The sequence below is a fragment of the Sphingobacterium haloxyli genome, from assembly GCF_002980525.1.
Classification (GTDB): Bacteria; Bacteroidota; Bacteroidia; order Sphingobacteriales; family Sphingobacteriaceae; genus Sphingobacterium; species Sphingobacterium haloxyli.
In genome coordinates this window covers 198,101-214,450 of record NZ_PVBQ01000003.1, presented here as the reverse complement: position 1 = coordinate 214,450, position 16,350 = coordinate 198,101, and the positions used below count along the sequence as shown (strand labels likewise).

At 40.8% G+C, this 16,350-nt stretch carries 15 protein-coding genes; 3 read left to right on the top strand and 12 right to left on the bottom strand.

The genetic code is table 11. The features are described from left to right. Positions 1-43 precede the first annotated feature (43 nt). Together C5745_RS04675 and C5745_RS04670 are read left to right on the top strand one after the other, a co-directional pair. Positions 44-844, top strand: coding sequence for an SDR family NAD(P)-dependent oxidoreductase (locus C5745_RS04675; RefSeq protein WP_105715820.1), 801 nt, complete (start codon positions 44-46; stop codon positions 842-844). A gap of 31 nt (positions 845-875) precedes the next feature. Then, positions 876-1,787 (top strand): helix-turn-helix domain-containing protein, encoded by a 912-nt coding sequence (locus C5745_RS04670; RefSeq protein WP_105716029.1) that lies wholly within the window; start codon positions 876-878, stop codon positions 1,785-1,787. An 81-nt stretch (positions 1,788-1,868) separates the two neighbouring features. On the opposite strand, the gene C5745_RS04665 is transcribed toward C5745_RS04670, so the two are convergent. The 10 genes from C5745_RS04665 to C5745_RS04620 all read right to left on the bottom strand — a co-directional run bounded on the left by C5745_RS04665 (position 1,869) and on the right by C5745_RS04620 (position 12,506). After that, positions 1,869-3,506 (bottom strand): ABC-F family ATP-binding cassette domain-containing protein, encoded by a 1,638-nt coding sequence (locus tag C5745_RS04665; RefSeq protein ID WP_105715819.1) that lies wholly within the window; start codon positions 3,504-3,506, stop codon positions 1,869-1,871. A gap of 118 nt (positions 3,507-3,624) precedes the next feature. Beyond that, entirely contained in the window at positions 3,625-4,143 is a 519-nt protein-coding gene (gene idi, locus C5745_RS04660) for an isopentenyl-diphosphate Delta-isomerase (RefSeq protein ID WP_105715818.1), read from the bottom strand. 2 nt (positions 4,144-4,145) lie between these two features. Continuing rightward, entirely contained in the window at positions 4,146-5,450 is a 1,305-nt protein-coding gene (locus C5745_RS04655; protein WP_105715817.1) for a cryptochrome/photolyase family protein, read from the bottom strand. Between the two features lie 34 nt (positions 5,451-5,484). Further along, the gene (locus tag C5745_RS04650; protein WP_105715816.1) at positions 5,485-6,207 is read right to left on the bottom strand and encodes a lycopene cyclase domain-containing protein; all 723 of its coding nucleotides are present in this window, start codon (positions 6,205-6,207) and stop codon (positions 5,485-5,487) included. Continuing rightward, a complete protein-coding gene (locus C5745_RS04645; RefSeq protein ID WP_105715815.1) occupies positions 6,204-6,662 on the bottom strand; it encodes a sterol desaturase family protein in 459 nt (152 codons plus the stop codon). Before C5745_RS04645 ends, C5745_RS04650 begins: the two co-directional genes overlap by 4 nt. A gap of 33 nt (positions 6,663-6,695) precedes the next feature. Continuing rightward, entirely contained in the window at positions 6,696-7,532 is an 837-nt protein-coding gene (locus C5745_RS04640; protein WP_105715814.1) for a phytoene/squalene synthase family protein, read from the bottom strand. A 5-nt stretch (positions 7,533-7,537) separates the two neighbouring features. Continuing rightward, positions 7,538-9,010, bottom strand: coding sequence for a phytoene desaturase family protein (locus tag C5745_RS04635; RefSeq protein ID WP_105715813.1), 1,473 nt, complete (start codon positions 9,008-9,010; stop codon positions 7,538-7,540). Continuing rightward, the gene (locus C5745_RS04630) at positions 9,007-9,669 is read right to left on the bottom strand and encodes a MarR family winged helix-turn-helix transcriptional regulator (RefSeq protein ID WP_105715812.1); all 663 of its coding nucleotides are present in this window, start codon (positions 9,667-9,669) and stop codon (positions 9,007-9,009) included. Before C5745_RS04630 ends, C5745_RS04635 begins: the two co-directional genes overlap by 4 nt. Before the next feature lie 154 nt (positions 9,670-9,823). Next, positions 9,824-11,461 carry an ABC-F family ATP-binding cassette domain-containing protein gene (locus C5745_RS04625; protein ID WP_105715811.1) on the bottom strand — a complete coding sequence of 546 codons (1,638 nt, stop codon included), beginning with the start codon at positions 11,459-11,461 and terminating at the stop codon, positions 9,824-9,826. An 88-nt stretch (positions 11,462-11,549) separates the two neighbouring features. Continuing rightward, positions 11,550-12,506 (bottom strand): TolB family protein, encoded by a 957-nt coding sequence (locus tag C5745_RS04620; protein ID WP_105715810.1) that lies wholly within the window; start codon positions 12,504-12,506, stop codon positions 11,550-11,552. Between the two features lie 659 nt (positions 12,507-13,165). Here C5745_RS04620 and C5745_RS04615 point away from each other — a divergent pair. Next, positions 13,166-14,725: a protein adenylyltransferase SelO gene (locus tag C5745_RS04615; RefSeq protein WP_105715809.1), complete on the top strand. Its 1,560-nt coding sequence runs from the start codon at positions 13,166-13,168 to the stop codon at positions 14,723-14,725. Between the two features lie 70 nt (positions 14,726-14,795). On the opposite strand, the gene C5745_RS04610 is transcribed toward C5745_RS04615, so the two are convergent. After that, entirely contained in the window at positions 14,796-15,329 is a 534-nt protein-coding gene (locus tag C5745_RS04610; protein WP_105715808.1) for a dihydrofolate reductase family protein, read from the bottom strand. A gap of 72 nt (positions 15,330-15,401) precedes the next feature. Then, positions 15,402-16,136, bottom strand: a complete 735-nt coding sequence (locus C5745_RS04605; RefSeq protein WP_105715807.1) for a helix-turn-helix domain-containing protein — start codon at positions 16,134-16,136, stop codon at positions 15,402-15,404. Positions 16,137-16,350 lie beyond the last annotated feature (214 nt).

The window sequence follows — 16,350 nt, the reverse complement described above, 5'->3', positions numbered from 1 at the left end:
CGCACTATCCCAACTTTGTACCGTTGATTTAAAATAACAAAAAATGAAAGTAATCTTAATAACAGGAGCTTCGGGCGGGATAGGAGAAGCGATAGCAAACCGTTTGGCAAAAAGAAAGCACAACCTTTTGTTGGTAGCCAGAAACGAATCTAAGCTAAAATTATTGGCTGCACAACTGGCCAGGGACTATCAAATCTCAGTGAAATTTATTTCGGCAGATTTGTCCAAAGTAGGTTCGGCACAAAGGCTTTTTGAGGAAACGCAAACACGCCATTTGGAAATCGAAATGCTTATCAATAATGCAGGGATAGGTTCCGGTGGCGAGTTTGCCAATTTATCCCTGCAGTCGGAATTGAATATGTTGCAGCTTAATGTTTCCTCATTGGTGGCCCTCAGCCATTTATTCCTGCAACCGATGAAAGCACGCAAAAACGGCACCATCGTCAACGTTGCTTCTATGGCTTCCTTTATTCCGATACCTTATATGACAACTTATGCTGCCAGCAAGGTGTTTGTCCGCCATTTTACCCAGGCATTAACCCAGGAGTGTAAGCCTTACAATGTACATGTCATGTTGCTCAGCCCTGGATTGACCAAAACCAATTTCAACAACGCCGCCGGCATAGAAAACGAAATAGCAAAAGGACTTGGTGCGGAATATAGCGGCTCAACCCAGACTCCCGATCAAGTGGCAGATGAACTATTGAAGGCATTGGATAAAAGAAAACACGATATCGTTTCGGGCAGAATGAACCGAATGGCTGCAAGATTAGTCGCTCTTTTGCCAAATGCTCTTGTAGCCAAAAGTTTTGCAAGATCGTATAGAAAAAAGCTTGGAAATTAATTTATACATTTGGCATAAGGATAAGAAAGCTATGAATTCCGATACATATACAATTCATTTCAAAACCATTTCTGAATTGCATCAGGTTGTTGGTATTTCCAAGCCAAAGCATCCACAGTTCAGCATTTACCGTTTTGAAGATTTACCCAAATTAGAAAACGTAAAACGCACCAAGCTGATCAGTGATTTTTATCAAATCACCCTAAAGACAGAATGCCCCTGCAAAATGCAGTACGGGCAAACCCAATTTGATTTTGATGAAGGTATTATTTCCTGTTTCGCTCCCAAGCAAGTAAGTATTATTGATAAAGATTTTGTCTTTGCAACAGCGGGTTGGCTAATCAATATCCACCCTGATTTTTTGAGAACCTATTCTATAAGTCAAAAAATCAAGACCTATGGATTTTTTGATTATAAAATAAATGAAGCGTTAATACTGTCCGAAGATGAGCAAAAATCCATAGAAACCATTTTTGAACAAATAGAAAGTGAATACCGGTCGCCCATCGATGATTTTAGTCAGGATGTAATGATTTCCGCCATAGATTTATTGTTAACACACTTTAACCGTTATTACAAGCGCCAGTTCATTACCCGTAAGACGCAGCACAGTGGCCTATTAAATGAAGTGGAAAAAATATTGAACAGCTATTTCCTCAGTGCAAACGAACAAAAATTACCAAGCCCGGCTTATTTAGCTTCACAATTAAATGTATCTCCCAAGTACCTGAGTGATTGTCTGAAACGACTCACAGGGCAAACCACGCAACAAATCATTCACGAAAAACTGATAGAAAAAGCAAAGGACATCTTGACAACCACAGAGCTATCTGTTGGCGAAATTGCCTATCTATTGGGTTTTGAGTATCCACAGTCATTCAGCAAACTTTTCAGAAACAAAATGAATGTTTCTCCTTTGGAATTCCGGAAGTCATTCAATTGACAGGCTAAGGCTTACCCAACAACTGCTATGACGAAGCCCGTGGCAACCGTAGTAAGGGTGCCTATCTGGGAATTTTTATTGCTATCCCACCCTTTCTATATCATTAAGGTTGCTCATTTTCTTATATTCCAAGAAGCCCTTGATATCTGTAAAGTGTTCTCTGACACGCTTGTTGCCAAACTCGAAAACTTTGGTTGCCAATCCATCGAGGAAGTCTCTATCGTGCGACACCAAAATCAGCGTGCCATCAAATTCTTGCAGGGCATCTTTAATGATATCTTTGGTTTTCATATCCAAGTGATTGGTAGGCTCATCGAGGATGAGCACATTTACGGGTTCTAACAATAGCTTGATCATAGCCAAACGTGTTTTTTCTCCTCCGGAGAGTACTTTCACCTTTTTGGTCGTATCGTCGCCGCTAAACATGAATGCACCCAGGAGATCTTTGATTTTGACACGTACGTCGCCTACGGCAATTTGGTCGATGGTTTCGAACACGGTAAGTTCTTGGTCCAGCAACGAGGCCTGATTTTGGGCAAAATATCCGATTTGGGCATTATGTCCCACTTTGAGAGAGCCTTCGTAATCAATCTCACCCATGATCGCTTTAATCATTGTTGATTTACCTTCTCCATTTCTACCGACGAAAGCTACTTTCTCTCCTCGTTCGATAACCATTGAGGCTTTTTCGAACACGACGTGCTCTCCATAGGCTTTGGTAAGTTCTTCAACGATAACAGGATATTGTCCCGAACGCGGAGACGGCGGGAATTTTAGACGTAGCGCAGAGGTATCTACCTCGTCTACTTCGATGATGTCCAGTTTTTCCAACATCTTAACGCGGGACTGCACCTGCAATGTTTTGGAATAAGTACCTTTAAAACGATCTATAAATTCTTGCGTATCGGCAATAAAACGTTGTTGTTCTTCGTAAGCCTTCAATTGGTGCTGGCGTCGTTCTTGACGCAACTGCAGGTAGTGAGAGTATTTTGCTTTATAGTCGTATATACGCCCCATCGTTACCTCGATTGTACGGTTGGTGATATTATCAACAAATGCGCGGTCATGGGAGATAACGATAACCGCTTTGGCCGAATTGACCAGAAAACCCTCTAGCCACTCAATACTTTCTATATCCATGTGGTTGGTAGGCTCATCAAGAAGTATTAAATCGGGTTTTTTTAACAGAATTTTGGCGAGTTCGATACGCATGCGCCATCCACCTGAAAACTCAGCTGTCTGGCGGCTAAAATCCCGCCGTTCGAAACCCAAGCCTTTTAATACTTTTTCAACTTCTGCATCATAGTTGGTCTCTTCGATAGAATAGAACTTTTCGCTCAGCTCGGAAACCTGCTCGATTAATTTCATGTACTCGTCCGAGTCATAATCGGTACGGATGTTCAGTTGTTCGTTGAGCGCTTCAAGTTCGTCACGCATCCGGTAGACTTCGTCAAAAGCTTTAGAGGTCTCCTCAAAAACCGTCATGTTATCCTCCGTCAACAGGTGCTGAGGAAGGTAAGCGATCACCGCTTCCTTCGGTCCGCTGATATGGCCGGTAGTGGGTTTCCCTACGCCGGCAATGATCTTTAATAAGGTGGATTTTCCTGCACCATTCTTTCCCATCAGGGCTATCTTGTCATTTTCATTGATGGAAAACGACACGTCACTGAAAAGGGTCGTTCCACCAAAGGATACAGAGATATTATTTACGTCTATCACGATATGTGTCTATTTAAAAAACAGCCGCAAAGATACAGCAATATAACGGAGCTTGGATATAAAAAACTCCAAAATTTCGCATACGCACGTTCGTTGATCCCAGCTATAAGTATCTTTTTCACGGTTCTATTTTTGAAAGTAATTCCGGAAAAGCCTGCCTGAACCACACGGTATAATGCGATGGATTCTCATTTATATCCGATAGAATTTCAGTGGTTTTCATCCATTTATAATCCGAAGCTTCATTTTTATTTAAAACCGGATTTTGGTTCGTTTGCCCTATAAAAACATAGTCCAGCTCGTGCTCGATTAAATTGTTTTCAACAGGCTCATTGTATATAAAAGAATAAACCAGTTTCAAGTCACACTTTATGCCCATTTCATAATCCAACCGCTCCATGGCACTCATCGTTATATCCTCACTCCATTGTGGATGGGAACAACAGGTATTGGTCCACAAACCACCACCGTGATACTTATGGGCCGCTCTTTTTTGCAAAAGCAACGCTCCCTCGTCATTAAAAATAAACACCGAAAATGCCCTGTGGAGCTCCCCTTGCTGATGAGCAAGCAGCTTTTCCATCTCGCCGATGGCATTATCTTCTATATCTACGAGGACGACTTTATTTCTTTCCATATTTACGTATTTTCTTTTACAGCATCTTTATATACTTTCAAAGCTCTTTCCCGCGCGACGCTATGTTCAACCATAGGTTTGGGATAATTTTCGGCACCAAATTCAGGAACCCATTTCTTGATGTATGCTAAATCTTTATCGAATTTTTCGGTCTGTGTAGTCGGATTAAAAACCCGGAAATACGGGGCGGCGTCACAGCCCGAACCTGCCGCCCATTGCCAGTTCCCATTATTGGCTGACAAATCGTAATCATTGAGTTTTTGAGCAAAATAAGCCTCCCCCCATCGCCAGTCTATCAATAAATGTTTGCACAAAAAGCTCGCTGTAATCATCCGAACACGATTGTGCATATAGCCTGTCTCGTTCAGTTGCCGCATTCCTGCATCGACGATCGGATAGCCCGTTTTTCCCGCACACCATTGTTCAAATTCCTGCTCATCATTTCGCCACTGGATTGCGTCATATTTAGTTTTGAAGGCTTGATTGACCACTTTGGGGAAATGATACAATATCTGCATAAAAAACTCACGCCATATTAGCTCGCTCAACCAAATTTGATTATGCTCCAAAGCAAAAGCAACACATTTCCGAATGCTAATTGTACCAAAACGCAAAGCAATACCTAGCTGGGTAGTTCGTTGCAATGCGGGATAATCACGATATTTTCCGTATTCATCAATTATCGAAGCGTCCAGTTTGGGCGTTTCAAAAGTCACATTCGTTTTTTCAAATCCAATTTCTTTTAAAGAGTGAATCTCTTTAAAATCTTGCTTTAGGAAATTTGTAAAATCCATCTGATATGGCTTACAATGGTCTTCTGTTAATCGTTCTTTCCATTTTTTGGCATATGGCGTATAAACCGTATAAGGCGTTCCATCATTTTTCAGCAAGTCGCTTTTATCAAAAATTGCTTGGTCTTTGAATGCGCTAAAAGGAATGCTCTGTTCTTTGAAAAAATGATAAATTTCAGTATCTCTTTTAATGGCTTGGGGTTCGTAATCCCGATTACAAAAAATGGATTGAACAGCATATTTTTCAGAAAGCATGTTGAAAATTTCTGCCGGATTTCCGTAGAATGTATTCAGCCTTGTATTTGACGATCTTAGTTCTGTATTTATTTTTGTGAGTGCCTGATGAATGTAATCCACTCTTCGATCTTTCTTATCCTCAACGTTTTTCAAAATACTCGTATCGAAAATAAAAATTGGCAAAACAGGATATTCCGAAGCTAACGCCTGTGATAAACCGGCATTGTCTTCTAAGCGCAAATCTCTGCGAAACCAAAAAACGGAAACTTTACTTTTCATTCAAACTGGATTATCCTTTCAATATTTGTCCACATCAAAGTTCATAGCTGCCTTTGTATTTTTTATTTTCATCGAAAGAATGGCTAAATCGTTTAAAAAAATACAGCACTAAAAGAAATTGTGTATAGCCGTATACGGCATCTTCTACGGGTATCGTGAGCATTCGTATCCCAAGAAAACAATCCGGATTGTAATTCACGATAGGCGTTTCCAATCCTGTTCCTGTCAAGACGCCATTTACAGGAAAGAAACCTAGCATCAACACCGTAAAAACGAGTGATGCCTTGCCAATCCAGTGTGCACGGACAATAAAATGCAGATAAATCAAGGTGACTATCGTGGCTATAGCTGTTACCAGTGTATAAATTTTATCGTGATGCAGTAGAGCCATCACCGAACACACAATTACGCTCACAAATACTATCAAGTTATTCATTCCCGAAAGCCAATCCAACTTGAAAAATTTATCAAAACAGAAATAAGTAAACACGCAGGAAAAGGGAATACAGATGAAAAACAGCCATTCTTCTAGCGGTAATCCGGCGATGACTATTCCGAGCGTATAATCGGTATTAAACCACCAAACTCCCCTTGCTGTAAACCAGATATCCCAAGCGATGAACGGAATGGCCACCAAAATTGCCGATTTCAGAAATGTTCCGAAATAGCGGTTAAACCGTATCCGCTTGTCAAAAGATGCGATGAGGCAAATGATGACTGTGAACAATAATATCAATGCGTACGTATATGCTTTCATCTTTTAGCGGTTTTAAAAAACATCCTGAAATATTTGAAAGGCACGTACAGAAATCCGAAACATTCGCCATCTTCTTTTCCTATATGCTTATGATGTTGCTTATGGGCCCTCCGAAGCGCCAAGAAATAAGGGTTTCTGCTGTTTGTGAAATATCTAAGTCGTTGATGAATAAAGATATCGTGTACAAAAAAATAGGCCATTCCGTACAGCATAATGCCCAAGCCGATATAGAATAAATAATTAAACTCTTTTAACGAGCCAAAATACATCAAGGCAATCGTTGGTAAGGCAAATATCACAAAGAAATAATCATTCTTTTCAAAAATGCCCTCATTACTATGATCGTGGTGGTCTTTGTGCAGAAACCACAGAAAGCCATGCATCACATATTTGTGGATAATCCAAGTTGCTCCTTCCATCGTTATAAATGTGAGCAATGTGATTAATACATTCATGCCGAAATTATTTAAAATTGTTGTTATAAAGCCTTACAAAAAAGCCGTTTTATACCTTACATAACTTTTGAACGCTACATATGCTTTTTCGGAATTGGGAATACGTACCCTACTATTCAGTATCTCCATTGATGATTTTCGTTTTATTTTTTGAAATAAAGCCCAATAATATTTATAAGCCAGATACACCCCAAAGGTGGAAGAACTTGGGAGCCTTTTAATACCGACTAGAGCTTCTTTAAATTCTTCTTCAATTTCTGTTTCAATTTCGCATTTCACGGCATTGTCAAATACGTCCATATCAATATTCGGAAAATAAGTGCGGCCCAAAATCTGATAATCATCTTTCAAATCTCTCAAAAAATTGATTTTCTGAAAAGCCGAACCCAGCTTCATGGCATAAGGTTTCAGCTCTTCGTATTTCTCTTTATTTCCATTGGTAAAAACCTGCAAACACATTAAGCCAACCACTTCTGCCGAACCGAAAATATACTCTTTGTACAATTCACAATTGTAATCTATCGGCTGTAAATCCATTTCCATACTGTGCAAAAACTGGTCAATCAGGCTTTTGGGAATAGCGTACTTATGCACCGTTCCCTGAAAGGACTGTAAAATAGGATTCAGTGAAATTTTTTCTGATAAAGCGTTTTCAGTTTCAATTTTCAAACGATTCAGCAGTTTGCTTTTATCATAATCGTGAAAGCTGTCCACGATTTCGTCTGCCAGCCGCACATAACCGTAAATTGCATAGATAGCCGTACGAATAGCGGGATTTAGCGCCAAAATACCCAAAGAAAAACTTGTGCTGTATTTTTGGGTGGTCATCTTACTTACCGAGTAAGAAAGTTCGTCAAATAGCTGTTTCATATTACTCAGTTTTTTATTTTGTTTACTTCGTTGGCTACAATTTTTCCCGATATGATTGACGGCGGAACGCCAGGTCCCGGAACCGTAAGCTGACCTGTGTAGAATAAGTTTTTCAATTTTTTATTGCTGATTTTAGGTTTCAAAACGGCAGTTTGATCAAGCGTGTTTGCCAGTCCGTAAGCATTTCCGCCATACGCATTGTAATCAGTCATAAAATCGCTGATGCAATAACTTCTTTTGTACTCAATTTTAGACTGTAAATCGCTTATGCCTGTGTACTTTTCGATTCTTGAAAGCATTTCTGTTAAGTACTTTTCTCTGATACATTCCTCATCGTTTATTCCGATAGCCAAAGGCATCAGCAAAAACAAATTTTCTTTTCCTTCGGGAGCAACGCTACCGTCAGTTTTTGAAGAACAACAAGCGTAAAACAAAGGTTTTTCCGGCCACTTCTTTTCTTTATAGATACAGTCAATATGTCCATCCAATTCATTCTCAAAGAAAAGCGTATGGTGTTTCAGATTGGGAATGACTTCATTGATACCCAAATAGAAAATGAGGCTCGATGGTGCAAATGTTTTTTTCTTCCAATAGGCCTCACTATAATTTCTATACGCTGCATCTAAAAGTGTTTCGGTATGGTGATAATCCGAAGAAGCAATAACGGCGTCAAATTCATAGTTTTCGCCATTGATAATTAAGCATTTCACCACGCCGTGTTGTGTAATAATGCGTTCGACGGTTTTATTAAAATGAAAATTTGCACCTTGCTTTTCGGCTACACTTTTCATGGCCAGCACCAGTTGATAAAAGCCACCCAAAGGATAATGCGTGCCCAAAGCATACCCTCCGTAGTTCATCAGGCTGTACATTGCCGGAATATTTTTGGGAGAGGCGCCCAAGAAAATCACGGGAAATTCCATCAGCGTTCTTAACTTTTGACTTTTAAAATATCGGGCAACATAAGTACTGAAGCTGGTCAGCAGATCCAACTTTAAGGCGCTTTTCGCTATTTTGGGAGAAATAAATTCCACCCAGTTATGGCAAGGTTTATTCACAAAATCTTTCATTCCGATTTCATATTTGAATTTTGCCGATTGCATAAATTTTTCCAGTTGCAATGCTGCACCGTTTTCGATTTTTTCAAAGACGGTTTTTAATTCTGCTAAATTTTCAGGCACATCAATTTTCTCATCAGAAAAAATCATCTCAAACTGTGGATTTAAAGAGACCAACTCAAAGAAATCAGCCGCGTTACAACCGAAATCGGCAAAGAAACGCTCTATAATATCAGGCATCCAATACCAACTGGGCCCCATATCAAACACGTAACCTTGTTCGGTAGTAAATTGCCTTGCTCGGCCGCCTGGCTGGTCGTGTTTTTCGAAAACGTGTACTTCATTTCCTGCTTTTGCCAGATAAGCAGCAGCCGATAGACCCGAAAACCCCGAACCGATAACAGCTATTTTCTTTTTCATAATTTTGTATTCTTTAAGGCTTTTTCCAACAAATACTCGGGTTCTATGTGTTTGTCGTAAATCGGCTTATGAAAGTCATTGAGCTTATTGAGCAAGCGGATTAGCTCCATTTTCTCATTTTTGGTTAAATCTCCTGTGACAATTTTAGTTGCTTTTCTGATTTTATCCATTTGCTTGTCCAAAACCTGAATACCTTTGTCAGTAATTTTCAAAACCTTACTTCTTTTATCTATCTCCGAAGCTGCTTGGTTTACCCATCCTTTTGAAATTAAGCGATTGATAATCTGTATTCCGACAGGTTTTTCGTGGACGTTCCTTTTTATCAGATCCATTTTTGTCATCTCGCCAAAGGCTTTTAGATTGATGAGATAAATAAAATCTTCCTGCGAAGAAAAATCGGAGCCGAAAATTGCCGATCTTGAATAGCTTTTAGCGTAGCGGTTCATATGCACGATTAGCGTATTTATAACACTTTCTGGGCTTCGACCGCTCTCTTTCCCTTCCCAATTGGGCTCGGTAGTTAAGTTCTGGGCATCATAATTTATAATAATCCACTTTTTGAAATCATCGATAGTAACTGCCGACTTATTCAAACCGGTATTTTGATCTTCAAATTCCGCAACCAAATCGACTATATCTTTAATCAAAGTATAATTCATAACACAATCAACTAAGTATACAAACATACTAATTATAATTGATATAGTATATTTTTATACCTTGTAATAATGAATGAATTTATCTTTTAGATCGCCAACACCCATAAGGGGTCGTTGAAAATGGTCGTCGAGCTCTTTGACTTGCGCCAGCTTGCTATCCCACCCTTTCTATATCATTAAGGTTGTTCATTTTCTTATATTCCAAGAAGCCCTTGATATCTGTGAAGTGTTCTCTCACACGCTTGTTGCCAAACTCAAAGACTTTCGTTGCCAATCCATCGAGGAAGTCTCTATCGTGCGACACCAAAATCAGCGTACCATCAAATTCTTGTAGGGCATCTTTAATAATATCTTTGGTTTTCATATCCAGGTGGTTGGTAGGTTCATCGAGGATGAGTACATTCACGGGCTCTAACAATAGCTTGATCATGGCCAGACGTGTTTTTTCTCCTCCGGAGAGTACTTTCACCTTTTTGGTCGTATCGTCGCCGCTAAACATGAATGCCCCCAAGAGATCTTTGATTTTGACACGTACGTCGCCTACGGCAATTTGGTCGATGGTTTCGAACACAGTAAGTTCTTCGTCCAGCAATGAGGCCTGATTTTGGGCAAAATATCCAATTTGGGCATTATGCCCCACTTTGAGAGATCCTTCGTAATCAATCTCACCCATGATCGCTTTAATCATGGTTGATTTCCCTTCTCCATTTCTACCGACGAAAGCTACTTTCTCGCCTCGTTCGATAACCATCGAGGCTTTTTCGAACACGACGTGCTCTCCATAGGCTTTGGTAAGTTCTTCAACGATAACAGGATATTGTCCCGAACGCGGAGATGGCGGGAATTTTAGACGTAGAGCAGAGGTATCTACCTCGTCTACTTCGATGATGTCCAGCTTTTCCAACATCTTAACGCGGGATTGCACCTGCAATGTTTTGGAATAAGTACCTTTAAAACGGTCTATAAATTCTTGCGTATCGGCAATAAAACGTTGTTGTTCTTCGTAAGCCTTCAATTGGTGCTGGCGTCGTTCTTGACGCAACTGCAGGTAGTGCGAGTATTTTGCTTTATAGTCGTATATACGCCCCATCGTTACCTCGATTGTACGGTTGGTGATATTATCGACAAACGCGCGGTCATGGGAGATAACGATAACCGCTTTGGCCGAATTGACCAGAAAACCCTCTAGCCACTCAATACTTTCTATATCCATGTGGTTGGTAGGCTCATCAAGAAGTATTAAATCGGGTTTTTTTAACAGAATTTTGGCGAGTTCGATACGCATGCGCCATCCACCTGAAAACTCAGCTGTCTGGCGGCTAAAATCCCGCCGTTCGAAACCCAAGCCTTTTAATACTTTTTCAACTTCTGCATCATAGTTGGTCTCTTCGATGGAATAGAACTTTTCGCTCAGCTCGGAAACCTGCTCGATTAATTTCATGTACTCGTCCGAGTCATAATCGGTACGGATGTTCAGTTGTTCGTTGAGCGCTTCAAGTTCATCACGCATCCGGTAGACTTCGTCAAAAGCTTTAGAGGTCTCCTCAAAAACCGTCATGTTATCCTCCGTCAACAGGTGCTGAGGAAGGTAAGCGATCACCGCTTCCTTCGGTCCGCTGATATGGCCGGTAGTGGGTTTCCCTACGCCGGCAATGATCTTTAATAAGGTGGATTTTCCTGCACCATTCTTTCCCATCAGGGCGATCTTGTCATTTTCATTGATGGAAAACGATACATCACTGAAAAGGGTTGTTCCACCGAAGGATACGGAGATATTATTTACGTCTATCACGATATGAGTCTATTTAAAAAAACAGCCGCAAAGATACAGCAATATAATGGACGTTGGATATAAAGATCGTGAAAATGCAAAGAATGGATTATCGCCATAACATCTGATTCGATGCTGTTTCCACATTTTTGGAATCGCTTCGACGAATCTCAAGAACACCGTTCCCACGGCTTTTCCCTACTTTGTACTTGCTGCCATCCGCAGGTATAATATTGAGATCCCATCTTCCGGGATGAAAAGTGCTTGGATAATAATCGGCTGCCACCAAGAGGTAGCGCCCATCTGGCGAAAAAACTGCTTCTCGTTCTTCACGGTCGCTTTCCGTCACCTGTACCAGATCTGTTCCGTCGGCATTCATTAAGTAAATGTGCTTATCGATACGGAGCGATATTTTGCTTCCATCGGCACTTGTATGGATATTGCCCCAGTCCGAATAGTTTAATTCCTTAACAGTCGTTATCGATGTATATGGAGGATCACTTCTAAGTATAAACTCTTCAAACGTAAATAGGATGCTATTATTTGACGACCATATCACCTCGTCTCCAAGTGTAAGTTTGGTGTTATTTACCTTAGGCAAGTGATGCTTTACTTGACCTTCAGTGTCAATAATAACGATACCATGCTCAAAATCGGGCTGTATTAGGATTAGGGACTTATCCGGAGATAGCAAACCGCTGATTTGGCGGTCTTCGCCGTTTGGGCTATCATAAACAAACTCTTTAACTACACTGTTGTCGGCTGTATTGATGAGTTTAAACTTAATGTCGTCGAATTCTCCGGCAACAATTTCCGACTCAAGCCTGATACTTGCATCCCAACTGACATCCCAACCGTTTAGGGAATACGTGTTTCGGTCGAAATATATACTTCGAACCTTGGAGCTCAGATCTAGTTTGTAGGTATGTTCTCCTGAATCATATAACAATATGCCGCTGAATTCTTCATCTACCGGGAGCGCTGCGGAGCCATCATTCTTCGAACATCCCGTCATATTAAAAAAAAGTGCAACTGATAATAGAAACGACATATTGACATTTTTCATAACAAATATAGCTTACGTTTAAAATTCTCTACCTTCCATCTCTTACCAATGTATTAATAATACAAAGTAATATAGATAAAAGGCTTATGACAATAACGGAAAACCAGTATTTCTATCTACTCGGCATTTCTGTGCAGGTGCATGCAAAAAACGGGAGATTCGTTGCTTTACAAATAAAAATCTACCGGCAGATGTTCAAGGGGTATTAAAAATAGGCTAACGGAAGAATTAAGGGCGCTTCAAGACTCTTTTGCGCCATATGCCTTACAGGGACAGATCGTCGGTAAGCTAGGGTCCTATCCTACCAACACAGAAGTAAACCCTGAGCTGAAATCTTTTTGGGATGGGCAGGCGGCACCGCTTTTAAAATACCATAATGCGCAAGATCTGATTGAAAGCCTTATAGACGGAATGAATACTGCGAATTAGTGTGATTCAATATTTAAGCGCAAGATAACTGGTTTTCTGTTGCTTTTTTGATTTTCGACTAGTTTCATGTTGCGTTGTTAGCGCAATTTAGCTAAGTTTGATTTCTATGATAGCTGCTTACTTTCAGTCTTTGGGCTTCTTCGATCGGGAAGAAATTACCCAGATTGCTGAACTTTTTGAATATAGAAGGCTGAACAAGAATGCTTTCTAGACATTTAACGTAGTACGATATGGAAAATTTAAGTTCTAAGCGGTTCAAAAGGGATTTTGTGGACACGTTCCCAGGGGATGACAGTGGTGATCTGCACCCTCGTCAAACGCCAGGAGTTTTATACAGCAAGGCAAGACCTACACCTGTACGAAAACCCGAACTTGTCGCGTGGTCCGCCGAGCTAGCAGATAGCTTGGGAATTGCGAAACCTAATCCGGACGACATACAAATTCTAGGCGGCAACCTTGTCACCCCGACGATGTACCCCTATGCAGCCTGCTATGCGGGCCATCAATTTGGCAACTGGGCAGGGCAGCTTGGTGACGGTCGGGCGATCACGCTAGGCGAATGGGAGAGCCACCATGGAAATACTTCGGAGCTACAGTTGAAGGGCGCGGGCCCCACCGCGTATTCGCGGAGAGCCGATGGCAGGGCAGTTTTACGCTCATCGGTACGCGAATACCTGATGAGTGAAGCGATGCATTACTTGAATATCCCTACTACGCGGGCATTAGCGCTCGTTACCACGGGTGACATGGTGACGCGCGACATGTTTTATGATGGGCGTCCTGCGGATGAGCCTGGCGCCATTGTGATGCGTACAGCACCAAGCTTTTTACGTTTCGGAAACTTTGAAATGCTTGCCGCTAGGAACGAGATCGATAACCTCACGCAGCTGGTGAACTGGACGATCGAGCGCTTCTATCCGCATATTGAAGGTGACGAAAAGGTACTCCACTGGTTTGGAGAAGTAGTGGAACGTACAGCAACCATGATTGTTGAGTGGCTGAGGGTAGGTTTTGTCCATGGGGTGATGAACACCGATAATATGTCTGTGCTTGGTCTGACGATTGACTATGGGCCTTACTCTTTTCTAGACAACTACGACCCGGATTTTACGCCGAATACCACCGACTTGCCAGGCAAACGGTATGCTTTCGGTAAGCAAGCGAATATAGCTTACTGGAATCTGAGCCGGCTGGCGAATGCTTTAGTACCAATGATTTCTGACACGGGGCAATTAGAAAGCCAACTGAGAAGATATGAAGACTTTTATTGGAGTAAGTACTACGCGATGATGGCAAATAAGCTGGGTATGGACGGTATAAACAACGAGGATGACGTAAAGCTCGTGGGCGAACTAACGAAAGTATTGACAGCTATCCAGCCGGATATGACGATATTTTATCAGCTACTGATTGATCTGCCGACAGATCTAGCCACAGAGGAGGACATGCTTAACTTCTTTCGAAGCAGTCTGTATGGCGATCCTGAACCAACGGATGTCACCCAACTTTACGCGTTCGTCACAAACTACCAAGCGCGTTTAAGAGCGAACAGCTGCACAAGGGAGGACAGCCTACTGCGGATGCGAAAAGCCAATCCTAGGTTTATTTTAAGGAATTACCTGCTTCATACGGCCATAGAAGAATTACAAAGAGGCGAAAACAACCTCTTTTTAAAATTACAGCATGCTCTTAAAGATCCGTATTCAAAAAATCATGATGAATTCTTTAAGATACGCCCGGGTTGGGCCACACAGCAGGCTGGCTGCTCGATGTTGTCATGCAGCTCATAAGGCTCGCTTCCGATACCACAGCAGACCTCTCCTATGGGTTGCACTGTTTTTCCGCCAGTTGGTTCGCTGTTTACTTTTTTCGTTTGTACTGTAGCTGCATCAATCCGGTTTCAAATGTTTTTGCTTTAACGAATTCTAGTGTTTGCTCAGGTCTTCCGTCTTTAAAAAGTCTTGTTCCACTACCTAACAAAACGGGGATAACCGAGATTATCAACTCGTCTATTAAGTCGTGCTTCAATAGCTCATTGATTACTTCTGCACCGCCATCACAATAGATATGCTTACCGCTTTCAGATTTCAGACGATCAACCAGTTCGGTTAAATTTCCTGAATAGAAAATCGTTCTACCTACCTGCGGTCTTTCGGTTTTTGTTATGACATAGATATCTCTTTGTCCGTTGTCGTAATGAGATGCTCCTATTTCTTTTACTACGTAATCGTAGGTTCTTCTTCCAATAATTATGGTATCGATTTGGGATGTAAATTCTCTATAACCATAGTCTTCCCCTTCTTTTTCTACAACTTTCAAAAAGCTTAAATCGTCATTTGGTTTCGCAATATAGCCATCTAAGCTCATGGCTATGAAAAGTGATAGTTTTCGCATTTGTTTTGAATTTAATTACTTCTGCAAATCTACTTTTAAACTATTACTTGCGCTTTGTAAAAATGCGACAAATTAAAGCAATGATGGTGAAAGTCCTGTATTTCGCTTGATTTCGTTGCTAAGATGCGAATGGTCATAATAGCCACATTCAAATGCAATATCTGCTAAACTCCGATTTTGATTTGAATTTTTGATTAGACGCAGGGCATACTGAAAACGAATAATATTTGCGTATTCTTTCGGGGATAATCCGATGAGCTTTTTAAAATCCCGTTCCAGTTGTCTTACGGTCGTACAATTTCTTTTTGCCAACTCGCAAATGCTGACTGTTCCGTTTACTGAATGTATATCGCTGAGCACTGAGCGCAGTTGGTTGTTTTTGCTTTTTATCCTCTCTGAAAAGAAATAGTCAAAATAATTGAATGGACTATCAAATATTTTATCAATGTTAAATGAATTGGATTTTTCAAGTTGAACAGTGTCGTTGGTCAACTCATTTTGTGAAGCAAAACTATAGAAATTAGCGAAAGTCGCCGGTTTGAGGCATACCCCTATTAAATGTGTGCTCATATCAATGAAGCTATCTTTAAATGAGGTCATTGCACCAACTACATAGGTCTTCCCGAACTGCATTAAAACCGAGCCGTTATCCGTCACACAACTTTCTCCTATATTCATCACCACGCCAGCGCAACCATCTGGAAAAACCCTCTCCCACTGTGTTTCCATTTCGGTTCCTTTCAGTTCCCAATAGAAATGAATAAAGGGTTCTAGTTCTTTGTAAGGTTTTATTTTTTTATACCCCATTCGTTTCTTCGTGATAGTTCAATACAACGGCTTCTCGATACGGTTATTTTCATCAAATTTATAAAATATATTCCTTCTGAATATTGTTCAAATGACAATATTTTCTGTAAACGGTTGAATATTCTAAAGAGAACAACTTCACGACTATATCGCGTCAGACTTTAATTCATTGCCCGTGTATATTTTTAACACGGCCCACAACCATATATTAAGG